We start from the raw sequence: 18,599 nt of genomic DNA, 5'->3' as shown, positions 1-18,599 counted from the left end.
TCTCAGTCGCGGAGGACGGTGAAGCCGCCGGGTGGGATCACGGTTCCGTGGGAGTGGCGGGGGTGGGAGTCGAGGTTGACCAGCAGGGTGGTGTCGCCTAGGCGGAGGCTGCTGATGAGGGGGATCAGCAGCAGCGCATCCACTCGCACGTCCGCGCCGGATGCGGTTGCGGCGAGTTGCTGGGCGCCGGCAGGTAGGAGGCCGGGGAGGGTGATGGGCAGCAGCGCACCAGGAGCTGCCGAGACGCCCTGAGGGCCGATTGAGCCGTGCGAGATGGAGCCCAGCCGACGTGCGCCGGAGGTCCAGGTACTGCGGCCGTTGCTACCGGCAACCAGGTCGACGACAGGTAGTACCAGGCGCGGTTGGGAGGAGGCAGGTAGCGACCAAGTAGCGCTGGCGTCTTGTGGGAGCGAGACGTAGGATCCGTTGCTCCATTGGGATTCGCCGGTCCACGCCGACGGTGGGGTTGCGATCGTGGCACCGCCGCCCAGTTGGGCGGACTCGGCTTCAACCACCTCGAGGCCGACCCGGCTCATCGTGGCGCCGCCGAGGTCGCGGGCCTGCCGGACCAGGGCGTCGTCCAGGGCGAGCATGGAGAGGAGGCCGTGGATGGTGGATTCGGCGCCGGAGTTGCGGTTGACCACGCCGTCGCCGGAGATGCCGTCGAAGGTGCGGCCGGTCGTGGGGTCGTATATCGGCACGCCGGCCCGGTTCGCGCCGAAGTACCAGGCGGCGACGAATGCGGCGACCTGTCGGAGCGCCGGGAGATCGGCCGCATCGGCGACGCGGAGTAGACCTTGCAGTCGGGCGTCCACGCCGTACGCGATCTGGGTGCGGTCGATGGGTACCGGGAGCCAACCGTTGTCCGGTCCACCGGCGGTCAGCAGCAGCGGAGTGAAGCCGGCGGTGTCGCCAAGAGCAGGGCCGAGTAGTGAGCGGTCGCCAAGGACAGCGGACGCCTCGGCAAGCGCGGACGGCATCTGCGCACCCCACGCATGCCAGAGCGTGATCGACTCGCCCCACGGCAGCACGGCACGGAACGGCCACTCCCGCACACCACCTGCTCCCATTGCCGCAACAGCCTCGGCGAACCGTGCGAGAGCCCGCCGTGCCGCCGCCGAACCACCAGCACGCACGTAGGCCGACAACCCCAGCACTGCTTCGGAAGTTGCGTCCGCACCGGCAACGATGAGCCAGGCGGGTACCCGGCGGCCGTCCACAATGTTCCACTCGCCGTAGTGGTTCAGGACCTGCCGTTCGAGAGCACGGAGCGCCAGTTCGAGTCGGGCTCGCAGGAAAGCCGCGAACGACGGGTCCGTACGCCGGAAGACGGCGTACCCCTCCCCTAGCGCCCACACTGTCCGGGCGAGCCAGTACGACGGGCCGGAGTCCGACGGGTCGGGGAGCTCGACTGGTTCGGCGCTGGGGTTGAGGGTGCCGTCGGGTTGCATCCAGAGGACTACATTGCCCGCGTTCGGACCGGTTGCGGTCTGCAGATACGTCAGGGCCCGGAGCAGCCCGTACGCCGTATCGCGGCTGTGCGTGTCTCGGTAGGACTGGTAGTGGCGCAGATACACCACGGCGGCCCGGGTGATGTCGTCGGCGTTGAACGCGCCTTGTCCGTAGGTGTTGGTCACCGGGTCGTAGGTGCCGCCGCCGATCCGTGCATACGACCCGTCCGCCCGGCGATCGGCGTACGTCCACAGCACGCGCATCGGACCGGTCCCGTATGTCGTGTGGCCGGGCGTGGCGGGTGGGGTCACCACGTCGCCCAGGAAGTCGAGGTGATCGAGGTTCACCAGCCTCCCAGCAGAGACGGCGAGAGCGGGCGCGGCTGCACCGGTTGTGGAGAGCGCTATCGCTCCGGACGCTGCGAGTGAGCCGCCGAGTACCGCGCGGCGAGAAACAGTCATGGCAATCGGTCCAATCTGGCTACGCCGATTCTGGCGTCGGCCATGCCGTAGAAGACGTAGTGGACGCCGTTGACCGGTTCGATCGCGGTCGGGAAGACGACGTTGCCGACCGTCCCGATCCGCTCCTCCTCGGTTTCCGGCACCAGGATCGGCTCGGCGGTCCGGTCGATCACCTTGGTGACGTCCAGGGGATCGAGCAGCAACGCCCCGGCCGCATAGCTGACCTTCTGCGTTGTCGGGTCGAACCCCTGCGGCTGCTCGCCCGTCACCCCGTGGTGGATCACCAACCACCCCTCCGGCACCCGCAACGGCGCCGGCCCCGCACCGATCTTCAACGCCTCGAACGGGTACTCCGACATCGCCACCAGCCGGTGGTTCCGCAGGTGCACCAGGTTCCGCAGATCGCGTTCGACCTCCGCGACCGGTACGAACGACACCCAGATCCCCGGCCGGTCGTCCGTGATCCCGGCCGGCAGGTGAACGCCCTCACCTTCGCGGAACCAGCCCAGGTCCCACATCGGCCGGTGCAGCATCGCGTACGACGGTTCGCCGTCCGGACCGGGCACAGGCTCGGGGAAGAACACCGTGTCCTTGTTCGGGAACAGGTTCAGATCCGTGTCCAGGTCGGCCTGGTACTCGAAGTGCAAAGGCCCCAGCCGCCGCCAGGTCCGCAGATCCTCCGACACCGCGAGCGCCGGCTTCGGCCCCAACGGCCCATACGCGACATACGTCATCACGTGGGTGCCGAGCGCCGCCACCCAGGTGACCCGCGGGTCCTCGACCCCGGCGTTGTTCAGACCACGCTCCCAACCCTCGTCGGGCGCAAGCACAACGCCCTCACGATCAACGCCGACCGGCACTCCATCGGCAAGCCGAACCCGAGCCAACCCAACCCGCGACACGTTGCCTGTAGCAACGAGCCGCGGCAGCAGGTACAGCGTCCCGTCCGGTGTGTGACCGGTGGCCGGATTCAGCACTCCTTCGGACTCCTGTTCGTTACCGGGCTCGGGCGTCATCAGCACGCCGACACGGGTCAGGGTGTAGGGAACCATCGAGAACAACCTTCCTTACATAACGTATGAAACTTGCTAGCCCTTGACTCCGGACTCGAGGCTGGACGAGATGAACCGGCGCTGGAAGATCAGGAACAGGGTCACCGCAGGCGCGGCGAGCACACACGCACCCGCCAGTACTGCGCCGAACGGGTTCGCGGCCCGCGCGGACACCGTCGTCAGGTAGTTCGACAGCGACACCGCCAACGGCTGCAGGTCCTGCTGCTTGGTGATCAGGAACGGCCAGAGGAACTCGTTCCACGGACCGATGAAGGTCAGCAGTACCCCGGTCAGCAGCGCGGGCTTCACCAACGGCACCGCTACCCGGAGCAACGTGTTCAGCTCCCCGGCCCCGTCGATCCGCGCCGCGTCGAACAACTCCTGCGGCAGCTGCAGGAAGTACTGCCGGAACACGAACACCGCGGTCGAGTTGATCGCGAACGGCAGGATCATCCCCGGATACGAATCCGCCAGCCCGTACCCACGCACGATCAGCACATACAGCGGGATCGTCAGCAACTGAAACGGGATCACCTGCACCAGCAGCATCAGGCTGAACACGGCACCCCGCCCGCGGAACTGCAACCGCGCCAACGCATACCCGGCCAGCACGCCGAACACCATGGTACACAGGATCACCCCGCCGGTGAAGATCCCGGAGTTCAGCAGCGATCGCCCGAGGTTGATCGCCGTGTTGATCTCCACGTAGTTGTGACCGGTCAGGTTCCCCGGCGACGGAAACGCGCCTGTGACCGACGAGTCCGGCTCGGTCTGCAGCGAGCCGATCAGCATGTAGTAGAAGGGGAACAGGAAGACGAACGCTCCCAGCAACAGCAGCACGAACCGCACGACCCGGGACATCACGACTCCCGTTCCAGCAGCCGCCGCTGCAGCAGCGCGAGCAACAGTACGGCGACCACCAGCAGTACGCCGATCGCCGAGCCCACGTCCGGATTGCCCTGCTCGATACCGCGTTGGTACATGATCAGCACCGGCGAAGCGGACGCCCCGTCAGGCCCACCGCCACCGGTCAGCAGATACGGCTCGGTGAACAGGTTCGCACCGGTCACGGTGGCCAACAGCACCACCAATGTCGTTGCCGGCCGCACCCCTGGCACGGTCACGTTCCAGAACGACTTCACCCGGCTGGCGCCATCCATCGACGCCGCCTCGTACAGATCCTTGGACACGTTCTGCAGCGCGGCCAGGTACAGCAGGATGAAGAATCCGAGCTGTTTCCAGGTGACGAACAACGCCACGGTCGGCATCGCCAGCTTCGAGTTCACCAACCAGGACGGATCCGGCGCCAACGGACCCAGTACCGAGTTCACCAGGCCGTTGGAGTTGAACAGGAACAACCAGACGCCGACCACGGCCACGCTCGCCGTCACATACGGCACGTAGTAGCTGACCCGGAAGAACGTCCGCCACCGGATCGCCGTGTTCAATGCGGTTGCCAGTAGCAACGACAGCACTACCGTCAGCGGCACGTTGATCAGCAGGAAGATCCCCACGTTCCCGAACGACCGGCGCACCGCCGGGTCCGACAACACAGCGGCGTACTTGTCGAACCCGACGAACGGCCGCTCCACGATCGCACCCGGCGCCGCGAAGAAGTAGTCGTGGAAGGACATGTAGACCGCGAACCCGAGCGGGTACGCGAACACGGCAGCCAGGAACACGACGTACGGAACGACGAACGCCGTGCCCACCGGCTGCTTGCCGAGCAAGGACCTCATGCCGTCCAACCTCACGACTGGGCAGCGAGCTGATCGACCTTCTGCGCGGCCCCGTCCAGCGCCGCGCCCGGATCCTGCTGGCCGAAGATGACCGACTTGGACCACGCGTCCCGGAACGTCTGCCAGATGGTGATCGAGTTCGGCACGTTCGGCACCTCGACCGTCCGGGCCGCCTGGTCCGCGAACACCTGGTAGTCGGCGTTCTTCGCGAAGTACTCCGGGTACGCCGTCGCCACACCGTCCCGCAACGGCATCTGACCGGTCGACTCGAGGAACTTGCCGTCCTGCTCCTTGCTGGTGGCGAACTTCAGCACGTCCCAAGCGGTCCCACGGTTCTTACACGCTGAGTACATCGCGACGTTCTTCGCGTCGCTGAACGTCCACGTCTCGGCCGCCGCCTTCCCGGCCGACGTCGGCACCGGGACGACACCCCAGTCCACCTTGCCCTTGTACGTCGCGATCGCCCACGGCCCGACGATCGCCATCGCCGCCTTCCCGTCGACGAACGAGTCGCCGTTGTACTTCTCCTGCGACGCCAGCTTCTCGGCGTACAGGGTGCGCCAGAACGCGGCGACCTTCTTGCCCTCCTCCGACGCGAACTGAGCCTTGCCGTCGGCAACGAGCTGCTTGCCGCCACTCTCGGCCGCGAACAGCGGGTAGAAGTCGAACCAGGACTGGTAGAACTCGTTGCTCGGCGCCGGGTAGATCGCGTACTGCGCGCCGCCGCCGGACACCACCTTCCGTGCCGTGGCGAGGAACTCGTCGTACGTCGCCAGCGACGGCTTCGCCGGATCGAGACCGGCCTTGGCGAACGCCTTCTTGTTGTAGAAGATCATTACCGGGTTGGCTTTCCACGGCAGCTGGTAGTACTTGCCGTCGGTCGACTTGTACTGCTCGGCGACCTTGCCGCTGCGCTCCTCGATGTAGGACTTGCCGTCCGCGAAGCTGTCGAGCGCCACCAGGCCACCCTGCTTCTGGAACTGCGAGACCGAGGCCGGCGAGGTGTTGAAGATCAGGCAGGGCGCGTTCCCGGCCGCGATCGCCGCGCCGATCACCTCTTCGGAACTCTTCCCGGTCGGGATCTCCTGCGCGGTCACCTTCTGGTCCGGATGCTCGGCGTTCCAGGCCGCAACCATCTGCTTGCCCCAGGCCACTTCCTCGGCGTTGTTTGAGTACCAGACGGTGATCTCGCCGCGGGCCTGGGCCGCCGCGTCGGCATCACCGCCGCCACCGCTGTCGCCGCAGGCGGCCGTCGTACCGGCCAAACACAGCAGCAGAAGGGTGGCTGTCAAGGTGCGTTTCATGACTCCTCCAAATGGGCGGTGGACCGCCGTACTACGAGCTGGGCCGGCGGGAGTTCCACGTCCGCGACGTCGCCGGATCCGTCGATCAACTGGTTGAGCGTGTGCGCGGCCGCCTCGCCGAAGCGGTACGGATCGGCACGCACGGTGGTCAGGCCGGGGTGGACGAACTCGGCCAGCTCGCTGTCGTCGAAGCCGGCCACACTCAGGTCGTCCGGCACGGTCAGCCCGGCCTGCTGGGCGGCACCGAGTCCGGCGATCGCCATCCGGTCGTTGGCATAGACGATCGCGGTCGGCCGTTGCGGAAGCACGAGCAACCGCTTGGTCGCCTCGATCCCACCGGCCGCGGTGAAGTCGCTGACCTCGATCGCGACCGGTTCCAGTCCGGCCGCGGCCAGCGTCTGGACGAACGCCTCGGACCGCGCGGTCGCGTGGACGAAGGCGGGCGGACCGGCGACATGCGCGATCCGGCGGTGACCGAGCTCGAGCAGGTGCTCGACAACGGCCCGCGTCCCCGGCCGGTCGTCGAGTATGACCGCGGGGAACGGTGACGTGCCCTCGGGCCGGTTCAGCGTGACGGCGGGCAGACCGAGCTCGCTGAGCAGGTCGATCCGCGGATCCTCGTGCCGGAGGTCGGACAGGAAGACGCCGTCGACCCGACCGTCCTGGGCCAGCCGCCGGTAGCCAGCCTCCTCGTCCTCACCCGCGCTGACGACCTGCAGGACCAGGGCCTGGCCGCGCGGTGCCAGCACGCTCTCGACCCCGGCGATGAAGGCCGGGAAGAACGGGTCCGACGACAGCACGGCCGGGTCCCGGGTGATGACGAGGCCGAGCGCGAACGCTTTCGAGACCGACAGCGAGCGGGCGCGGTTGCTCGGCCGCCAACCGAGCTCATCGGCGGCGGCCAGGATCCGGTCGACGGTCGCCTGGGCCAGGCCCGGCCGACCGTTCAGCGCGAACGAGACGGCGCCCTTGGACACCCCGGCCCGGGATGCCACATCCGCGATCGTCGGCCGTGCTTTGCTCATCAAGATCCTTCACGCCGAGGGTTTAAACCGGTTTAGGCAGCCACTAAACCGGTATAAACGCGCCTCAGTCAAGAGCTCAGACCCAACTCAGCCAAACAAGCGGCCGCGGCGGTTAGCATTCCGGGACCGATGGAGCAGACCCCTCGCCTACTGATCGGCGCGGCCGCCCTGGCCCTGGCCGGTCGAAGAACCTGCTCACCGCGAACCAGGCGAACCCCGGCTACGTCCGCAAGGCCTGCTGAGCCCGCTCAGGCCGTAGCGGCCGCCTTCAGGAGCGCTTTGTAGGTGGCGAAATCGGCGAGGACCTCGGCGGCGGTTGGCCGGCCGGCGAGGACCCCGACGCCCTGGCCGGCATAGAGGGACGAGGCGGCTGGGTCGGCGGCGCGGACGGCGGCGGCGTACTCCGCGTGGCCGTCGTCGTCCGACTTGAGCGTCTGCTCGCGGCCTTCCCAGCGGTCGAAGAAGTCGTTGCGCAGGGCCCGGCCGCCGAACTCGTCCGGCCAGCCGGCCCGGGACGCGGCATCGAAGACCGTGCCGTAGACGGTGTCGGTCTCGGTCGCCTCGGCGAGCCGTTCGCGGACGGGTTCCGCGGTCAGGGCTTCGGCGGTGGTGAGGAATGCGGTGCCGATCCAGCCGCCGGCGGCTCCGGCTGCGAGGACCGCGGCGAGTCCCCGAGGGCCGGAGATACCGCCACCGGCCAGGACCGGGAGGTCGGTGAGATCGAGGATCGCCTGGAGCAGCGGAAGAGTGCCGACGGCGTTGCGACCATGCCCACCGGCCTCGGAGCCTCGAGCCACGATCAGGTCGACGCCTGCGGCGATCGCCTCAACCGCGTCCGCGACCGTCCCGGCCTGGGTCGCCACTACGATGCCGGCCTGCCGGAGCGGCTCGACGTACGGGGCGTAGTTGCCGAAGCTGAGCGAGACGAAAGCGGGCTTCAGCTCGAGGACGGCTTCGAGGTGGTCGGGGTGGTCGCTGACGGACCAGGCCATCAGCCCGATCCCGTACGGCTTCCCGCTCGCCGCCGCGATGGCACCCTCGGTACGGATCCAGTCAGCCGAGACCGCCGAGCCCGCACCGAGAATCCCCAGCCCACCGGCCGACGAGATCGCGGCGGTCAACTTTCCGCCGCTGACATTCGCCATCGGCGCACCCACCACGGGCACGGACAGACCGAACTTCTCCGTCAGCCACGTGCCCATGGTGTTGGCTGCTCAGTGCTTGTAGACGTCCGATTGCGGGTCGCCGTGGCAGCGCTTGTACTTCTTGCCGGAACCACACGGGCAGGCCGCGTTGCGCGGTGTACCGGCGTACTCCAGCCCGTCGGCGTCGGCGCCCGCCTCGGTCCGCACCGCGACCTCGTCGTCGCCGTCGATCGTCGGCGCCGAGTAGGACAGCCGCTGCGGCCGGCTCTCGGTGCTCAGCCCCTTGGCCCGAAGCCGCGGCGTGTCCTGCGGCCGCTCGGCATCGGACTGCCGGCCCGGGAACTCCGCGACCGGGGCACCCGGCGTGAGGATGTCCTCGGCCTCCTCGACCACCTCGGCGGCCGCGGCCAGCTCCGCCTGCATCGCCTCGACGTCCACCTCGACGTTGAAGATGAAGGCGACCGACTCCTCCTTGATCGACTCCATCATCGCGGCGAACATGTCGTAGCCCTCACGCTGGTACTCGACCAGCGGGTCGCGCTGCGCCATCGCGCGCAGGCCGATGCCCTCGCGCAGGTAGTCCATCTCGTACAGGTGCTCGCGCCACTTGCGGTCCAGCACGCTCAGCACCACCCGGCGCTCCAGCTCACGCATCGCCTCGGAGCCGAGCAGTTCCTCGCGCTTGGCGTAGGCCTGCTTGGCGTCCTCGCCGATCCGCTCGATCAGGAAGTCCTGGGTCAGCCCGGACCGGTCGCCGCCGGCCTCCTCGATCAGCTCGTCCTCGGTCAGCTCGGTCTGGTAGAGCGTCTTCAGCGCGGTGAACAGCGGGTCCAGCTCCCAGTCCTCGGCGAACCCGTCCGCGGTCGCGCCCTGGACGTAACCGGTGATGGTCTCGTCGAGCATGTCCTGCACCTGCTCGTGCAGGTCCGCGCCCTCGAGCACCCGGCGGCGCTCGTCGTACACGACGTGCCGCTGCCGGTTCATCACGTCGTCGTACTTGAGGATGTTCTTCCGGGTCTCGAAGTTCTGCGCCTCGACCTGGGACTGTGCCGACGCGATCGCCTTGGTGACGACCTTGTTCTCCAGCGGCACCGTGTCGTCCTCGTTGCGGGACATCGCCCAGTCGACCATCTCGCGCTTGAACAGCCGCATCAGGTCGTCCTCGAGCGACAGGTAGAACCGCGACTCGCCCGGGTCGCCCTGCCGGCCGGAACGACCGCGCAGCTGGTTGTCGATCCGGCGGGACTCGTGCCGCTCGGTGCCGAGGACGTACAGGCCGCCCACCTCGGTGACCTCCACCTGCTCGTCCTTCACCTGCTGCTCGAACTTCTCCAGCACCTTCGGGTACTCCGCCTCGTACTCCTCCGGGGCGTCCACCGGATCGATCCCGCGGGCCCGCAGGTCCTTGTCGGCGAGGAACTCGGGGTTGCCGCCGAGGATGATGTCGGTACCACGGCCGGCCATGTTGGTGGCCACCGTGACCGCGCCCTTGCGGCCTGCCTCGGCAACGATCGCCGCCTCCCGGGCGTGCTGCTTGGCGTTCAGCACCTCGTGCGCGACGTTCCGCTTGCGCAACTGGGTGGACAGCCGCTCGGACTTCTCCACCGACGTGGTGCCGACCAGGATCGGCTGGCCGGACTCGTGCCGCTTGACGATGTCCTCGACGACGGCGTCGAATTTGGCTTCCTCGGTCCGGTAGATCAGGTCGCGCTGGTCCGCCCGCACCATCGGCTTGTTGGTCGGGATCGGGACCACGCCGAGGCCGTAGATCTTGGAGAACTCGTTCGCCTCGGTCATCGCCGTACCGGTCATGCCGGCCAGCTTGCTGTAGAGACGGAAGTAGTTCTGCAGGGTGATGGTCGCGAGGGTCTGGTACTCCTCCTTGATCTCGACCTTCTCCTTGGCCTCGATCGCCTGGTGCAGACCCTCGTTGTAGCGGCGGCCGTGCAGGGTGCGGCCGGTGTGCTCGTCGACGATCAGCACCTCGTTGTCGACGACCACGTAGTCCTTGTCGCGCTTGAACAGGTCCTTGGCCTTCAGCGCGTTGTTCAGGTAGCTGATCAGCGGGGTGTTGGCCGACTCGTACAGGTTGTCGATGCCGAGCCGGTCCTCGACCTTCTCGATCCCGCGCTCGAGGATGGCGACGGTGCGCTTCTTCTCGTCCACCTCGTAGTCGGCGACCGGGCGCTGCTCCTCCGGCACCTTGTCGTCGGCGAGCCGCGGCTTCAGCTGGTTGGCGATGCTGGCCATCTCGACGTACCAGCGCTGCGAGTCCTCGGCCGGGCCGGAGATGATCAGCGGCGTCCGGGCCTCGTCGATCAGGATCGAGTCGACCTCATCCACGATCGCGTAGTTGTACTCGCGCTGCACGCAGTCCTCGATGTTGGAGGCCATGTTGTCGCGCAGGTAGTCGAAGCCGAACTCGTTGTTGGTGCCGTAGGTGATGTCCTTGGCGTAGGCGATCCGGCGCTCGGCCGGGGACATCTCCGGCAGGATCACGCCGTAGTCGAGGCCGAGGAAGTGGTACACCCGGCCCATCCACTCGGCCTGGAACCGGGCCAGGTAGTCGTTCACCGTGACCACGTGCACGCCCTTGCCGGACAGCGCGTTCAGGTACGTCGGCAGGGTGCCGACCAGGGTCTTGCCCTCACCGGTCTTCATCTCGGCGATGTTGCCCAGGTGCAGCGCGGCGCCACCCATGATCTGGACGTCGTAGTGCCGCTGGTGCAGGGTCCGCTTGGCCGCCTCGCGGACGACCGCGAACGCCTCGGGGAGCAGTTCGTCGAGGGTCTCCCCGTTCTCCACCCGCTGCTTGAACTCGGCCGTCTGGCCGCGCAGCTCCTCGTCGGACATGCCGACGAAGTCGTCCTCGATCGAGTTGACCAGCTTGGCGATGCCCTCGAGCCGGCGCACGATCTTGCCCTCGCCGATCCGCAGGACCTTGTCGATCACCTTCATGGTGGGGAGTTCTCTCCTTGCTGCTGAAGCCTGGTAGGCGGGTCGTACCGGTGCGCCGCCGCCGGCCCGATCCGGGCATGGCACGGTCAAACCCGCGGGCGGGCGTCACCCATGGTACGGGGCCCGGTGATCCAAGCCACCCTCCCGTGCGCGCCCCGCCCCTCATCAGACCCACGACCGGGCGGGAGGAAAAGTTCCGGTACGCCGGTCCGCGGCCGCCTCGACCGCCACGGCGCGCTGGCGCCGGGTGATCCTCAGAAGCCGCGGAGGGCGTCGCTCAAGGCAGGCGCGAGGTCGCCGGGACCGGCCATGCGGACCTGGTCGAGGCCTAGCCAGGTGGCGAGCTGGACGAGTTCGGCGGCGAGCTCCTCGGGCGTCTCGGCCGGCGCACCTGGCTCCGCGTGGGCGGATTGGACCAGCAGCACCCCCGCGACCCGGTCCGCCTTGAGATCCACCCGGGCGACCAGCCGATCGCCGAGCAGGAACGGGAGGACGTAGTACCCGTGGACGCGTTTCTCCGCCGGGACGTAGATCTCGATGCGATACCTGAAGTCGAACAGCACCTCGGTCCGGGTCCGCTCGTAGACCAGCGAGTCGAACGGGCTGACCAGGGCCTGCGTGTTCACCCGCCGCGGCAGCCGGGCGTCTCTGTGCAGGTACGCCGGACGCTTCCACCCGTCGATCAGGACCGGGACGAGCTCGCCGTCCTCGACCAGCTCGCGGATCGCCTGCGCGGTCGGATCGGGCGAAGTACGGAAGTAGTCCTTCAGGCACTGGGCTGTCGCGACGCCGTGCGCCCGGGCCGCGATCGCCACCAACCCGCGGTGCGCCTCCGCCGGCGTGGGCGTCGGCGTCTCCAGCACCGCGCGGGGCAGCACTCGTTCCGGGATGTCGTACAGGCGCTCGAACTGACCGTTCCGCCGGGCCACGGTGATCTCGCCGGCGAAGAACAGGAACTCCAGCGCGCGCTTCACATCGGACCAGTTCCAGCCCCAGTTGTCCCGCTCGCGCTCGACGTCGTCGTCGATCTGCCGGGCGCTCAGCGGACCGTGGTCGCGGACGTCGGCGAGCACCTGCTTCACCAGGTCCGGCCGCTGCACCGCGATCGCCCGCGGACCGCCCCAGGCCTCGGTCGTCGCCCGGGCCATCCGCCAGCGCAGCAGCGGATGCGTCTCGACCGGGACCAGCGAGGCCTCATGTGCCCAGTACTCCACCAGGCGGCGCGGCGCCTTCCCGGCCGCGCGATCCAACAGGTCGCGCGGGTACGGCCCGAGCCGTGAATACAGCGGCAGGTACTGCGCCCGGCTGAGCACGTTCACCGAGTCGATCTGGATCAGCCCTATCCGCGCCAGCACCCGGCTGAGCGCCCGCAGGTCGGGCACCCCCTTGGGCCGCGGGTCCACGAATCCCTGCGCGGCCAGCGCGATCCGGCGGGCCTGGGCCTGCGAGAGCACCTGCGTAGTCGTCACGTCACGAAGTCTGCCCGGCACCACCGACAAAATCCGACATAACTCCGGAGTGACCAAAGGTGAGAGTTTCGCTACGGACCGTGGCGAGGGAACCTGGCCGACAGGCCGCGACGCCCGCGCGGCCCCTATCCACCTGGAGTGTGAGGCATGACAGGAAGATTCCAGCTGGTCCGCGCCGCCTTGGCGGCCGGTGTGCTGACGGTGGCGTCCCTCGGCCTGGTCGCCGGACCCGACCGGTGAGTACTGCGGCGCCACGCTCGTCGCGCCGGACAAGATCGTCACCGCGGCCCACTGCGCGACGGAGGCGGCGAGCACCTACACCGCGATCCAGGGTCGCGACGTCCTGAGCGACACCTCGACCGGCCAGGAGTCGGCGATCTCCGACATCTGGGCGGACCCGGCGTACGGATCTCAGCCCGGACATGATGTCGCGGTGATGACCCTGGCCACCCCGTTCACCGGCGTACCGACGCTGGAACTGGAGACCAGTACGGCGGCCGACGCGGTCGGGGCCGAGCCGGTCGTGTACGGCTGGGGCGAGACCGAGGGCACCGGGCCGGCGAACACCTTCCAGAAGGTGACCGTGCCGGTGCTCGGCGACGCGTACTGCGGTGACGTGTACGCGAGCCAGGACTACACCGCCGACGGGGAGATCTGCGCCGGCTACGAGGACGGCGGCAAGGACTCCTGCCAGGGTGACTCCGGCGGTCCGCTGATCCTCAACGGCCGCCTGTTCGGTGTCGTCTCCTGGGGAATCGGCTGCGCGGACGCCGGCAACCCAGGCGTGTACGCCGAGGTCGCGACCTACGCCGCGGCGCTGCAGGCCCAGATCGACGGTTGATCAGCTGACCGGTTGAAGAGGAGGGCGGGGCCCGGGCTGTGAGTGCGCCCGGGCCCCTTTATGTGGGCTCCTCCCGGGTCAGACGGCCAAGCGGATGACGCCGTAGTCGTAGCCACGGCGCCGGTAGACCACACTCGGCTGGTTCTCGTCGGCGTCGACGAAGAGGTAGAAGTCGTGTCCGACCAGTTCGAGCTCGTAGAGCGCCTGGTCGAGAGTCATCGGCTTGGCCGTGTGAGTCTTCTCGCGCATCACCAGCGGACCGTCTCCGGTCACGGTCAGGGAGCCGAACTTCTGCGTCCTCACCTCTTCTTCGGCGGCGCTTTCCTCTGTTGCGGGTGCGTTGCCGTTGGTCGTTTGCTTCGCGTTGACGTGGCGCAGACCCTCCGGGGAGTGCTCGCCACGGTGGACCCGGCGTCGGTCGGCGGCCTTGCGGACCTGGGCCCGCAGCCGGTCCAGGCTGACGTCGAACGCCGCCTGCTTCGTCTCACCGGACGCCTCGGCCCGGAGCACCGGACCCTTGGTGTACATGGTGAGCTCGACGCGCATCGCCCGATCGTGCTGTCGAGGGTTCTTCTCCAGACTGACTTCCACTTCGCAGCGCAGCACCCGGTGATCGACCTTCTCGATCCTGGCGAGCTTTTCCTCGACGTACTGCCGGAAGCGGTCACTGACCTCGCAGTGATGACCCTTGACAACGACGTCCACGGAAACCTCCATCGATCGGCGACTTCTTTTTACGTTTCCGGACCCCCGGTTCTCGTGTCCAGACGCCCGAAACGAGAACACCCGCTGTCGAACCGATCGGACCCCGTGGCCAGGAATCCGGCTGATCCGGTCCTGCACCACTTCACTGCCCGACAGGCCCTAGCGGGTGTCATAGGCCAACGCTAGTCGGCTTCGGCGAAAACCGGTAGGGAAGTTCTCATGAACCGGGTATCGTGCGCCGAGCGGTCGCTGCGATCACGGCACAACCGGACACCTTGATTCCCGTGGTTTCCAAGGCCCGGCAGGCTTCCGCGAGCGTGGATCCGGTGGTCAGCACGTCGTCCACCAGCAGGACCGGTTGACCTGTCAGCGTTTCAGCCCAGCGCGAACGAATCGCGAACGCCCCGGCCAGGTTCGCCGATCGCTCTGTTGCGGACAGTCCGGCCTGATCAACAGGCCTCCGTACTACGCGCAGAGCGTCGGCCAGCCGGACGTCGTACCCCTGGCCGCGGAGGTGGCGAACGGCAACGATCACCAGCCGCCGCAATGGGTCATGCCCACGCGTCCGCACAGTCGCCCACGTCGACGGGACCGGACACAGCCAGGCCGCCCGACTCGGCCCGAGCCCGGCACTCACCGCGTTCGCCAGTGCGACGCCGAGTGGTTTGGCCAGCCCGTACCGCGCGTGCTCCTTGTGTTCCAGGATCACCCGCCGCACGACCCCGTCGTACGGCGCACTCGCGGTCGGCTGGGGCAACGACTCGGGTCGAGGTTCGGGCCAGGCCTGAAACGGCACGGAGCCGGTCAGCTCGCTCCAGCACTCCGCGCAGACTGAGACCCCGGGCCGCTCACATCCCGCACACCGCCCACCCAGCACGAGATCGAGGAACGCGTCCCGGAGCGACATCTCCACAACCCTGAGCGATCCGCACGCTCCGCCGCAACCGCCTCCGAAGCAGCCTGTGGACAGCTCAGCCGGGGTAGACAGGCGAGATGGGGATTGCGGGGTTGTCGTCGAGGGTGGCCCAGCCCAGGTCCTTGGTCTGCCAGTGCAGCCGGCCGTCCGGGTCCTCGACGACAGGGAGGGTGTCGATGTTGGTGTTGGAAGCGAGGAACGTGGCCTGGAAGTCGTTGGAGGCGCCCTGGATCAGACGGGGCTGGGAGCCGTCGACGTTGACCTGCCAGGGCTGCCGGGGAGCGCCGATGCGGGCCTTGCCGGCGACCAGGATGCCGGACTGGGTCCAGGAAGCGTCGGTGATGTCGACCAGGGGCAGCTCGAGCGAGCGGAAGTTGCTCAACGCGAGCTTCTGGTCGTCAGTGACGACGGTGGCGGTCTTGACGACGTTGCCGCCGCCGGTCTTCGGGCTGATCACCAGCAGGGCGCGGACCCCGTCCGGGGCCATCCGCAGCTGGATCGGCTGACCCTGGAAATCGGCCTGGATCTCGGTCACCTTGCCGTCCTTGTTCCGCATCCGAAGCCGCGGCGAATCACCGCCGGCCCGGTCCACGATCCACAGGTTCCCGACGTTGTCGAAGGTCGGCCGGAGCACCGTGCCGTCGGTCGGGATGAACTCGGGCTTCCCGTCCTTGTCCCCCGGCTCCAGCCGCCCGTACGCGATCACGCGGTTGCTGTTCACCTCGGTGACGACCGCGCCGAACTCACCGCGCAGGTCAACCGCGAACGACTGCACCTTGAACTGGTAGAGCTGGCTGCCGTCGAGCGGGGTGGCGTCGATCGTGTTGGAGCCGTCCTGGTTGATCCGCACCAGCTTGTGATTGCGAACGCCGTACAGGTCCTTCATCTGGCCGATCGGGACGGACGGGTCGTACTGGCTGAAGTCGCTGAAGGTGAGGACCTCCTCCAGGTCCGGCAGCAGTTGCGCACCGCCGACGGTGATCCGGACCCGGGAGCTGATCGGCCGCAAGGTCCACGCGATCTGCGCGGCGAGCAACTGCCGGTCGGCGGTGCTCAGGCCGTTCGCCGTGTCGCTCAGCGCGACCGTGGCGACGCCGTAGTCGACCGGGACCGACACGTTCACCTGGGTGCCAGGCGGTGCGGCCGTGACGACGCCGTTGCCGAGCCGGTCCGTCGGGCCCTTCAGCAGTTCCTGCACCAGCTGCGTCGCGGCCTGGCCGGGCGGGAGGTTGTTCGGTAGGTAGATGGTGTCCGGGACGAGCATGTCGCGCTCCCGGTTGGCGAAGTACAGCGGGCTCGGCCGGAGCCGCGCGTCCAGCAGGTTGCTGCCCAGGAACACCCCGGGCGGCACGCTGGCGACCCGGTACTGACCGTCGACCTTGGCGAGTACGAAGTCGAAGCTGGCAAGCGCTCCGCGCGGCGCGGGCGTCCAGGAACCGCGCCCGTCGATGCTGCCGATCAAGGGAGCCCGCAGCGCGATGCTGTTCTGGCTGCGAATCGACACCGCCTTGGTCGAGCTCTGGTCGTAGACATAGGTCCGCTGCTCCGGCTTCCAGCTCGCGGCGGCCGGGGGCGTCATGTACTGGCGGGCTTTGTCGAGGCCACGCTTGTCCGACATCGCCTCCAGGAACCCGTTCACGATCGTCAGCGGCGCGGCGTTCTGCCTCGGCGGCTGGGCCTCCACACCGATCCCGCCAGCCAGCGGCGCTGGCCCGTCCTGACTACCGCTCCGGATCGGCCCCTTGGTCGGCACCGTCCCGCACCCGGTCACCAGCAGTGCGGAGGCAAGCGCCGCCGCAAGCAGCCTGGATCTCATTGCTCGCCACCACCCGTCAGCTTCTGGTACGGCGCGCCGACGTCGACCAGGGACAGGTCCGGCACGACCCGGGTCGCATCCGTCGGCCGCGCGGGCAACGGCGATCCGGACAGGTTGACGTCCGGCCGCCGGGGCAGCGTGAGGCGGAAGTACGCGCCGTCGCCGGGCGACCCCCACGCGTCCAGCCGGCCGCCGTGCAACCGGGCGTCCTCCAGCGCGATGGACAGTCCGAGCCCGGTCCCGCCTGTCGTCCGGGCTCGCGCCGGGTCGGCCCGCCAGAACCGGCTGAACACCATCTCGGCCTCCTCGGCCCGGAACCCGACCCCGTGGTCGCGGACCGCCACCGCGGCGGCGTCGTCGTCCGTGGCCGTGCTGATCCGGATCGGCAGACCCTCGCTGTGCTCGATCGCGTTGCCGATCAGGTTGCGCAGGATCCGTTCGATCCGGCGCGAGTCCACCTGAGCACGGCACGGGCGCGGCATGTCCAGCTGGACGGCACAGCCCTTCCGCTCCAGCAGGGTCTCGTGGTTCTCCAGCACCCGGGCGACGATGTCGCGCAGGTCGACATCCTCCAGGTCGAGCGCGGCCGCACCGGCGTCGAACCGGCTGATCTCCAGCAGGTCGGCGAGCAGTTCCTCGAACCTGTTCAGCTCGTTCTGCAGGAGCTCGACCGAGCGGCGGCTGATCGGGTCGAACTGGTCCCTGGACTCGTGCAGCAGGTCGGCCGCCATCCGGACCGTGGTGAGCGGGGTGCGCAGCTCGTGCGAGACGTCCGAGACGAACCGGCGCTGCAACCGGGACAGCTCTTCCAGCCTGCGGATCTGCTGCTGCAGGTTGCTGGCCATCTTGTTGAACGAGACCGCCAGCCGGGCCAGGTCGTCGGTACCGCGGACCTGCATCCGTTCCTCGAGCTTGCCGGCCGCCAGCCGCTCGGCGATCCGCCGGGCCATCCGGACCGGGGTGACCACCTGCCGGGTGACCAGCCAGGCCACCGCGCCGAGCAGGAGGACGAGCAACAGACCCGCGGTGAGCAGGGCGCGCTGGACCACGTCGAGGGTCTCCTGCTGCGCGGTCAGCGGGAACAGGAAGTAGACCTCGAACCGCTCACCGGTGGAGTTCACCCGGATCTGCGAGCCGAGCACGAGCCCGGGCTGGCTGGGCTGGTCGTCGTACCGGATCTGGGTGTACGTGTCGTAGAGCTTGCTCTCGTCGCTCGACACCGAGGACTGCAGGTCGTGCGGGATCGAGTCGCTCTCGACCAGCCCGGTCTTCAGGATCGAGGTGGTCCCGGACGTATCGGTCGGGATCAGCACCACGTCGTACAGGCCGGCCCGGTTGGTGCCCTGGATCACCTGGGAGAGGTTCTGGTTGATGCTGGCCGGGTCGGCCGCGTTGATCGAGTTGGACAGCGCGGTGAGCTGGGCGGCCGCCTCGGCCTGAGCGCTGGTCCGGCGGGACTCCAGCACGCCGTCGGTGACCTGGCTCATCATCACCCAGCCGACCAGGATCAGCACGACGGTCGACATCAGCAGGGTGCCGGTGACGATCCGGGCCTGGATCGAGCGGCGCCAGCTGTCCGGCCAGTGCCGCGGGTGGGTCCGCCAAAACGCCTGCGGCAGGGCGTGCCAGTCCGCCCCGGCGGCAGTGAGCTCGATCTCGGTTCCGCGGGGTTCCGGCTCGGTGTCCGGAGGATCCGCCGGCGACGCCTCGTCGCGC

13 protein-coding genes and 1 pseudogene are annotated in these 18,599 nt (G+C 68.5%); 1 reads left to right on the top strand and 13 read right to left on the bottom strand.

The window, feature by feature from the left end; translation table 11 throughout:
• Positions 1 to 2: 2 nt before the first annotated feature.
• The 9 genes from EV643_RS07895 to EV643_RS07855 all read right to left on the bottom strand — a co-directional run bounded on the left by EV643_RS07895 (position 3) and on the right by EV643_RS07855 (position 12,605).
• Positions 3 to 1,913 carry a hypothetical protein gene (locus tag EV643_RS07895; protein ID WP_238165433.1) on the bottom strand — a complete coding sequence of 637 codons (1,911 nt, stop codon included), beginning with the start codon at positions 1,911 to 1,913 and terminating at the stop codon, positions 3 to 5.
• Entirely contained in the window at positions 1,910 to 2,965 is a 1,056-nt protein-coding gene (locus EV643_RS07890; RefSeq protein ID WP_238165432.1) for a glycoside hydrolase family 130 protein, read from the bottom strand. The genes EV643_RS07895 and EV643_RS07890 overlap by 4 nt, the downstream gene beginning before the upstream one ends.
• 36 nt (positions 2,966 to 3,001) lie before the next feature.
• On the bottom strand, positions 3,002 to 3,826 hold the full coding sequence (locus EV643_RS07885; protein WP_133799331.1) for a carbohydrate ABC transporter permease: 825 nt from the start codon (positions 3,824 to 3,826) through the stop codon (positions 3,002 to 3,004).
• Positions 3,826 to 4,704 (bottom strand): carbohydrate ABC transporter permease, encoded by an 879-nt coding sequence (locus EV643_RS07880; protein ID WP_133799330.1) that lies wholly within the window; start codon positions 4,702 to 4,704, stop codon positions 3,826 to 3,828. The genes EV643_RS07885 and EV643_RS07880 overlap by 1 nt, the downstream gene beginning before the upstream one ends.
• 11 nt (positions 4,705 to 4,715) lie before the next feature.
• On the bottom strand, positions 4,716 to 6,008 hold the full coding sequence (locus EV643_RS07875) for an extracellular solute-binding protein (RefSeq protein WP_133799329.1): 1,293 nt from the start codon (positions 6,006 to 6,008) through the stop codon (positions 4,716 to 4,718).
• The gene (locus tag EV643_RS07870; protein ID WP_133799328.1) at positions 6,005 to 7,033 is read right to left on the bottom strand and encodes a LacI family DNA-binding transcriptional regulator; all 1,029 of its coding nucleotides are present in this window, start codon (positions 7,031 to 7,033) and stop codon (positions 6,005 to 6,007) included. The genes EV643_RS07875 and EV643_RS07870 overlap by 4 nt, the downstream gene beginning before the upstream one ends.
• Before the next feature lie 248 nt (positions 7,034 to 7,281).
• Entirely contained in the window at positions 7,282 to 8,235 is a 954-nt protein-coding gene (locus EV643_RS07865; RefSeq protein ID WP_133799327.1) for an NAD(P)H-dependent flavin oxidoreductase, read from the bottom strand.
• A 12-nt stretch (positions 8,236 to 8,247) separates the two neighbouring features.
• Positions 8,248 to 11,136 carry a preprotein translocase subunit SecA gene (secA, locus tag EV643_RS07860; RefSeq protein WP_133799326.1) on the bottom strand — a complete coding sequence of 963 codons (2,889 nt, stop codon included), beginning with the start codon at positions 11,134 to 11,136 and terminating at the stop codon, positions 8,248 to 8,250.
• 254 nt (positions 11,137 to 11,390) lie between these two features.
• A complete protein-coding gene (locus EV643_RS07855) occupies positions 11,391 to 12,605 on the bottom strand; it encodes a winged helix-turn-helix domain-containing protein (protein ID WP_133799325.1) in 1,215 nt (404 codons plus the stop codon).
• 250 nt (positions 12,606 to 12,855) lie between these two features.
• Here EV643_RS07855 and EV643_RS07850 point away from each other — a divergent pair.
• Positions 12,856 to 13,446 (top strand): annotated as a pseudogene (locus tag EV643_RS07850) (S1 family peptidase); the annotation flags it as partial.
• 78 nt (positions 13,447 to 13,524) lie between these two features.
• On the opposite strand, the gene hpf reads toward EV643_RS07850, so the two are convergent.
• The 4 genes from hpf to mtrB all read right to left on the bottom strand — a co-directional run bounded on the left by hpf (position 13,525) and on the right by mtrB (position 18,502).
• Positions 13,525 to 14,151: a ribosome hibernation-promoting factor, HPF/YfiA family gene (gene hpf, locus EV643_RS07845; protein ID WP_133799324.1), complete on the bottom strand. Its 627-nt coding sequence runs from the start codon at positions 14,149 to 14,151 to the stop codon at positions 13,525 to 13,527.
• 217 nt (positions 14,152 to 14,368) lie between these two features.
• Positions 14,369 to 15,058 (bottom strand): ComF family protein, encoded by a 690-nt coding sequence (locus tag EV643_RS07840; RefSeq protein ID WP_133799323.1) that lies wholly within the window; start codon positions 15,056 to 15,058, stop codon positions 14,369 to 14,371.
• 64 nt (positions 15,059 to 15,122) lie between these two features.
• Positions 15,123 to 16,883: an LpqB family beta-propeller domain-containing protein gene (locus EV643_RS07835; protein ID WP_133799322.1), complete on the bottom strand. Its 1,761-nt coding sequence runs from the start codon at positions 16,881 to 16,883 to the stop codon at positions 15,123 to 15,125.
• Positions 16,880 to 18,502: an MtrAB system histidine kinase MtrB gene (gene mtrB / locus EV643_RS07830; RefSeq protein ID WP_255512951.1), complete on the bottom strand. Its 1,623-nt coding sequence runs from the start codon at positions 18,500 to 18,502 to the stop codon at positions 16,880 to 16,882. Before mtrB ends, EV643_RS07835 begins: the two co-directional genes overlap by 4 nt.
• Positions 18,503 to 18,599 lie beyond the last annotated feature (97 nt).

The sequence above is a fragment of the Kribbella caucasensis genome (genome assembly GCF_004361855.1).
GTDB classification, from domain to species: Bacteria; Actinomycetota; Actinomycetes; order Propionibacteriales; family Kribbellaceae; genus Kribbella; species Kribbella caucasensis.
Note: the sequence above shows the minus strand (reverse complement) of the source record. Positions and strands in the feature narration are given on the sequence as shown.

Coding starts and splice junctions, on each gene's coding strand:
- EV643_RS07895 (WP_238165433.1), bottom strand. CDS start 1,913: ATGACTGTTTCTCGCCGCGCGGTACTCGGCGGCTCACTCGCAGCGTCC.
- EV643_RS07890 (WP_238165432.1), bottom strand. CDS start 2,965: ATGGTTCCCTACACCCTGACCCGTGTCGGCGTGCTGATGACGCCCGAG.
- EV643_RS07885 (WP_133799331.1), bottom strand. CDS start 3,826: ATGTCCCGGGTCGTGCGGTTCGTGCTGCTGTTGCTGGGAGCGTTCGTC.
- EV643_RS07880 (WP_133799330.1), bottom strand. CDS start 4,704: ATGAGGTCCTTGCTCGGCAAGCAGCCGGTGGGCACGGCGTTCGTCGTT.
- EV643_RS07875 (WP_133799329.1), bottom strand. CDS start 6,008: ATGAAACGCACCTTGACAGCCACCCTTCTGCTGCTGTGTTTGGCCGGT.
- EV643_RS07870 (WP_133799328.1), bottom strand. CDS start 7,033: ATGAGCAAAGCACGGCCGACGATCGCGGATGTGGCATCCCGGGCCGGG.
- EV643_RS07865 (WP_133799327.1), bottom strand. CDS start 8,235: ATGGGCACGTGGCTGACGGAGAAGTTCGGTCTGTCCGTGCCCGTGGTG.
- secA (WP_133799326.1), bottom strand. CDS start 11,136: ATGAAGGTGATCGACAAGGTCCTGCGGATCGGCGAGGGCAAGATCGTG.
- EV643_RS07840 (WP_133799323.1), bottom strand. CDS start 15,058: ATGTCGCTCCGGGACGCGTTCCTCGATCTCGTGCTGGGTGGGCGGTGT.
- EV643_RS07835 (WP_133799322.1), bottom strand. CDS start 16,883: ATGAGATCCAGGCTGCTTGCGGCGGCGCTTGCCTCCGCACTGCTGGTG.